2 protein-coding genes are annotated in these 2,404 nt (G+C 73.3%); one reads left to right on the forward strand and one right to left on the reverse strand.

The annotated features are described in order from the left end of the window. Positions 1–217 precede the first annotated feature (217 nt). On the forward strand, positions 218–754 hold the full coding sequence (locus tag FOE67_RS22865; protein ID WP_182666732.1) for a MarR family winged helix-turn-helix transcriptional regulator: 537 nt from the start codon (positions 218–220) through the stop codon (positions 752–754). A 150-nt stretch (positions 755–904) separates the two neighbouring features. Here the strand turns inward: FOE67_RS22865 and FOE67_RS22870 are convergent, their stop codons facing one another. Further along, positions 905–2,056, reverse strand: coding sequence for a cystathionine gamma-synthase (locus FOE67_RS22870; protein ID WP_182666733.1), 1,152 nt, complete (start codon positions 2,054–2,056; stop codon positions 905–907). Between the last annotated feature and the right edge of the window lie 348 nt (positions 2,057–2,404).

Below are 2,404 nucleotides of genomic sequence, written 5' to 3' on the forward strand. Positions count from 1 at the left end.
CCCGCCCCTCCACGCGGTCGGGCGCCCCACCTGCGCGGACGACCGCCCCCGCCCCATCGGGGCGGCGGGAACCGGCCGTTGCGGCCCCGCACGGAACCGTCAAAGGTTCATCCATTGGTGCACGTGCACCCTCCCGTGCGCGTACCCTGTGGCCCACATCCCGCGCGCCATCCCCCACGGCTGACCCTCACCCGCAACTCTGCGAGACATCCCGGATATGACGCCTGAACCCACCGCACCCCAGCACTCCTCCACCCCGCCGGCCGGCTCGGGTGAGCACCCCGATCCGCAGACGGTGCCGCCCCTGCTGGACGCCCTGCAACACGAGGTCGCCGTTTTCGCGCGCCGTGCCGAACAGACCCGCCTCGGTGGTCTGGGCCCGGCCCGCAACTCGATGGACCGCGCCGCCTACCTGCTCCTCAGCAAACTGGACCAGGAGGGGCCGACCGGGGTGAAGGCCCTCGCGGCCGGCATGGGCATCGATTCCTCGACCGTCACCCGACAGGTGGCGCCGCTCGTCGACGCCGGTCTGGTGACCCGGTCCGCCGACCCCGCCGACGGGCGGGCGGTCGTGCTGCGCCTGTCCCAGCGCGGCGGCGAACGGCTGGAGGAGGTGCGGCGCTCGCGGTGCAAGCTGATGTCGCTGCTCACCGAGAGCTGGACCGAGGACGAGCGGGACACCTTCCGGATCCTGCTGACCCGCTTCAACACCGCCGTCGCCGGCTGGCAGACGAACTACACGCTCCCCGAGTGAGGGGCGGGGCGCCGGAGATGTGATCCGGGGGCCGGGTTCACCCATTGAACCCGGCCCCTCGGCTCGTCCCCCACCACCGCGTGGGGCGGGCGCCGACATCCCGCCGGCGCCCACCCCTCCGGGGCCCCGGAGGGCCGCCCGAAGGGGCGCTCAGCCCAGCGCGCGGGTCAGATCCTCCAACAGGTCGTCGATCGCCTCGATGCCGACCGACAGCCGCACCAGGTCCGCCGGCACCTCCAGCGCCGACCCGGCCGCCGAGGCGTGCGTCATCCGCCCCGGGTGCTCGATCAGCGACTCCACACCCCCCAGGGACTCCCCCAGGGTGAACACCCGGGTCCGCTCGCAGACCGCGACCGCGGCCTCCTCGCCGCCGGTCACCCGGAACGACACCATCCCGCCGAAGCCCGACATCTGCTTGGCCGCCACCTCGTGCCCCGGGTGCGAGTCCAGCCCCGGGTACAGCACCGCGTGCACCGACGGGTGGGAGCGCAGCATCTCCACCACCCGCGCCGCGTTGGCGTTGTGCCGGTCCATCCGCACCGCCAGCGTCTTGATGCCGCGCAGCACCAGCCACGAGTCGAACGGCCCGGCGACCGCCCCCATCGCGTTCTGGTGGAAGGCCAACTCCTCGCCCAGCCCGGGGTCCGAGGTCACCAGCGCCCCGCCCACCACGTCCGAGTGGCCGCCGAGGTACTTGGTCGTGGAGTGCACCACCACGTCGGCGCCCAGCGCCAGCGGCTGCTGCAGATAGGGGCTCGCGAAGGTGTTGTCCACCACCAGACGCGCGCCCGCCTCGCGGGTGATCTCGGCGATCGCCGCGATGTCGGTGATGCCCAGCAGCGGGTTGGAGGGCGTCTCCACCCACACCGCGCGGGTGCGCGGGCGCATCGCCGCGCGCACCGCCTCGACGTCGGAGGTGTCGACCACCGACCACTCCACGCCCCACCGCTCCACGACCTTCGAGATCAGCCGGAACGTGCCGCCGTAGGCGTCGTTCGGGATCACCAGGTGGTCGCCCGGCGACAGGACGGTGCGCAGCAGGCAGTCCTCGGCCGCCAGGCCGGAGGCGAAGGCCAGGCCGCGGGACCCGCCCTCCAGCGCCGCCAGGTTCTCCTCCAACGCGGTCCGGGTGGGGTTGGCGGAGCGGCTGTACTCGTAGCCGCCGCGCAGGCCGCCCACGCCGTCCTGCTTGAAGGTGGACACCTGGTGGATCGGCGGCACCACCGCCCCCGTCAGGGGGTCGGGCTCCTGGCCGGCGTGGATCGCCAGGGTTTCGAAGTGGGGACTCGGCTGCTCGTGCATGTCCCCACCGTAGTCCGCCGTACGGTGGAAACGGACGCCCGACAACCCCGGGACGACCCGGGTCCGCCCCACCGGCCCGCCCCCTCGGCGGCACCGGGGACGTGCTCCGTAGAGTCCTGGGTGGTCCCGGGGCGCGGTGTCGTCCGCCGCCGCCCATCGTGCCGGGGGCACATGACATCGGGTTTGCCCGGCGATCAATCCGGTGTGGCGATCCCCCGCGTCGACGTGAACGTTCCGTGACCCGACCCGACCGTTGTGTTTCCCCCTCACGACGGCTAACCTCGGCCCTCCCCCTCAACAAAGTGTTGAGAACCGCCGGTCGGAGGGGGAGGGGCCGGGGAGCGGGAG

It is taken from the genome of Streptomyces calidiresistens (assembly GCF_014141525.1).
In the GTDB taxonomy this organism is placed as follows: domain Bacteria; phylum Actinomycetota; class Actinomycetes; order Streptomycetales; family Streptomycetaceae; genus Streptomyces; species Streptomyces calidiresistens.